This is a genomic window from Acinetobacter sp. UBA3025 (assembly GCF_002367915.1).
Lineage (GTDB): Bacteria > Pseudomonadota > Gammaproteobacteria > Pseudomonadales > Moraxellaceae > Acinetobacter.
Window position 1 is genome coordinate 1 of record NZ_DFDO01000229.1, and the last position, 3,436, is coordinate 3,436.

5 protein-coding genes are annotated in these 3,436 nt (G+C 34.6%); 1 reads left to right on the forward strand and 4 read right to left on the reverse strand.

Annotated elements, in window-relative coordinates:
• Positions 1–72: 72 nt before the first annotated feature.
• From B4J23_RS09700 to B4J23_RS09710, 3 genes are all read right to left on the reverse strand, one after another.
• A complete protein-coding gene (locus B4J23_RS09700; RefSeq protein ID WP_004785976.1) occupies positions 73–225 on the reverse strand; it encodes a hypothetical protein in 153 nt (50 codons plus the stop codon).
• Between the two features lie 214 nt (positions 226–439).
• Positions 440–841, reverse strand: a complete 402-nt coding sequence (locus tag B4J23_RS09705; protein ID WP_004785978.1) for a helix-turn-helix domain-containing protein — start codon at positions 839–841, stop codon at positions 440–442.
• A 1-nt stretch (position 842) separates the two neighbouring features.
• On the reverse strand, positions 843–1,133 hold the full coding sequence (locus B4J23_RS09710; protein WP_034706646.1) for a type II toxin-antitoxin system HigB family toxin: 291 nt from the start codon (positions 1,131–1,133) through the stop codon (positions 843–845).
• A gap of 1,280 nt (positions 1,134–2,413) precedes the next feature.
• Here B4J23_RS09710 and B4J23_RS09715 point away from each other — a divergent pair.
• The gene (locus B4J23_RS09715) at positions 2,414–2,755 is read left to right on the forward strand and encodes a hypothetical protein (RefSeq protein ID WP_286965195.1); all 342 of its coding nucleotides are present in this window, start codon (positions 2,414–2,416) and stop codon (positions 2,753–2,755) included.
• A gap of 116 nt (positions 2,756–2,871) precedes the next feature.
• Here B4J23_RS09715 and B4J23_RS09720 read toward each other — a convergent pair whose 3' ends face one another.
• Positions 2,872–3,090 (reverse strand): hypothetical protein, encoded by a 219-nt coding sequence (locus B4J23_RS09720; protein WP_291360296.1) that lies wholly within the window; start codon positions 3,088–3,090, stop codon positions 2,872–2,874.
• Positions 3,091–3,436: the final 346 nt, after the last annotated feature.

Consider the following 3,436-nt stretch of genomic DNA (forward strand, 5'->3'; position numbering starts at 1 on the left):
TTATTTCAGGACGGGACAAGACTCAAATCAAAAAAGCCCTAAATTTAATTAGGGCTTTCTGATATCAATATCTTACTTTTGCTCCCTCAGCGGATGCTCAGGCTCTGCATTAGGCTTTTTCTCAGGCTTTACACCCTTATAGGTTGCTTGATTGCCTTTATCATCATTAGATTCTTTTTGCGGATTATCTTCTTGCTCTGTTTGGTGGTCTGCATGAGTTGTCATATATATTCCCTTTCCTCTAGATGCTTAGAAAATTATTAGGACATATAAGGTTAAACATCAATAATATTTATGTTTTCCATACATTTTAATAAACATATATTCTTCTAATCAGAGCTTATATAGACTTCTTGTTTAATCTAAATCTGCCTGGCTGTGCAACCTGCTTCCAGAAAACACAGCTCATAGATCAATTTATAATTTAATTTCTTATTACTTAAAAGAAAGTATCTGCAGAAACATTAAAACGTTCAGACAAAGCTTTAATATGGCGGATATTGAGCTGACGTTTACCATTCAGGATTTCAGAAATGACCGACTGGGTAGCTATATCAGATAGGTCTGATTGGCTTAGGCCATGCTGTTCCATCAAGAAAGCCAGTGCAGTACGACCATCGCCTTCTGGCATCGGCAAATGCTCATGTTCATAAGCTGAGACTAAATCACCCAGTTGAAGAATCAGCCCCATTAAGGGATGCGACTCATCATCACCTACAATATCCAGAAGTTCATCTAAAGCTTCAGTGAGCGTATTAAAGTCTTCTTCAGTTTCTGGCTTGCTGAGCAAAGGTGCAACATAACGCCAGTGATCAACGGCCTGTTTAATCATTGCATTCATATTAAGCCTCCTTCCAATGACCTTTGTCATATTCCTGATGGGATAAGACATGGCGAATATAGACACGTTTTGCCTGATACATCACAACTGCGATCAACCTGATCTTGTTGCCACCAATATCAAAGACATGAAATTTCCCGACTTTATCGACTGCGGGAAATAATCGCTTCATGTCGGCAAAATCCTTAGGATCATTGGCCTTGATAATTCGATACCAACCATCTAATGCAGTTTCAGCGTGTGGCCACTTTTGCATTGCTTCCAGAATCCGAGCGTGAGTGATCACATGCATAACTATTTATCGCATTTTGCTATATTGAAAGTATAACCTAAATATCGCATATTGCAATAACACTTAAAGCGTGAATTTAGTTGAGATGGATATTAGTAGGATCAAATAATAAGCTAAAAATAAGTAAATTCTTATTTTTAATAATCTTTATTAATTAACTGTCAATAATTTATAAAAATATAGCGCTGATATGTTGGTTCTATTTTCAAATATCAATGATAAAAAATGAAAACCCCCGTCAATTTAAAATCGAACGGGGGTTCAACATCCATCTAAACCACGGAGGTCTAGAGAGTTAATTTAAATCTTTCAAGCAATCACGACACTTTTTGACTTCGAAATCATCGACTGTGTAATCAATTTCAGTCGCACCATGAAGACCAAATAAACAACATATAAATTGGAACATGTGTTTCTCCTGACTGTGAACAGCTCGATCATGGATCGAGCTTTGTTGCTTTAAAGATAATGGCTTACAGCTCTACGATTTATTTACCTTGAAACGATTGAATCACTCACCTGTACTGCGATTGCACAGGCAAGCTATAGCCTCTAAATTTGTACACTCTCTTCATGTTTTGGCGCTTGGTCTTTGGTACTGTGATCCTTGCTCATCATCTGGCATATTTTTTCTTTGCAAGATTTAAAGCAACATCCCACCATGACACCCATACCAAATGCACAGATACATCTCATCATAGCTCTACCCTGTCTTTTCATGAAAAGAGATATATAAATAACATCTATTCATGTTTCACACTTGAACGTATTTTCAGGTTTTATGTTGTATATGAAAACTTATGTGAAGGATAAATATCGAAAAATCATCTGTTTTTGACATATTTATGATCTAAAAAATAGGCCCTGTTTAACTGTCTGGATTAAACAGGGCTTTTTAACTTGCTGATTTTAAATTATTTTATCTGAGTTGTTGTAGTGGTGATAAAGTACCACTTGTCATGCATCTAATATGTATATGAAATATAGAGGCTTTTTTACCAAATGTTGAATATAGGTTATGTTTTATATTTTATTGGCTATTTTTCATCGACTTAGATGCAATTAAATACAAAAAACTTTGATTCATTCAGTTTTCATTCAATCAAGTGGGTCATAAAAGCAGATATGCAACTTATACATATTGGTAGATATTTTACTTATTTTATCAAAGTCCTTTTCATTTTTTATTTTCTCAGCTGTCAATGAGTTTAAAGGCAGGTGCTCTTTCATTCATTTCTCTTTATAATTTTTCCAATGACTGATAACAATATATTGTTGCCATGAAAATATCATTATTCATAATTGCCCTATTGGCATTGGCCATCACAGGCTGCCAGAAACAACAGGCAGATGTATCAGCTGAACCTGATCCAGCAGTGAAAGCTCAGTTTGAAAAATCCGATGCCCGATTGAGTGCTTATTTAGATAAATTAGATTCTTCTACTATTAGCCTTGAGGAAAGAACACATATTTTATGTGAGGATTATCCTAAAGAATATAAAACTCATTATATGCCGGCCCTAATAAAACTGATGCCACAAGAATATGATGAGCAGGAACTACTAAAAGATCTGAAAAATGCGCTCGACTTTTATAAAGTAAAAGCCAATATTCAATGCTGATTTATTCTGAACAAGAAAAAACCGCCTTAAAGAAGGCGGTTTTTTGTAGAGATTACACAACTTAGATATAAACGCTGCAGCTTTGACTAATCTTATTGATTACGCAAATTTTGCTGCTAGTTATCTTGTTGTGGCTGTTGCTGTTGTTGCTGATTGCGTTGCTGGTCCTGTTGGCCCTGCTGACGCTGTTGGTTTTGCTGTCCCTGCGGCTGTTGTTGCTGCTGGTTCGGCTGTTGCTGATTTTGATTCTGGTTTTGCTGACGTTGTTGGTCTTGCTGTTGCTGTTGTTGTTGGTTCTGTTGGTCTTGCTGATTTTGCTGTTGATTATTAGCCATGGTGTAACTCCTTACTATTTGCTTTAAATCGCCGATGATTAGGTTTCGACTTAATATTTACTCTACCTATTTTTAAAAATTCGCCAAGTTATTACCTGTTACATATTAATTCAATGTAAAAAAAGGTAAGTTAAGTAATTGAAGTCTGGATTTATAAGAAACATAAATTACTTTTAATAATAGAATGAACACATATTGAAAGCTTTCTATCTTTTATAAATTTTATTTTTCAATTAAAGTCATAACTTAATCAAAAAATTGTATATAAACTTAAATTTAAAATAAAATTTAGAAATACATTTTGCTACTTATATAAAATATGATTATATTAGATCTCTTGCGAAAG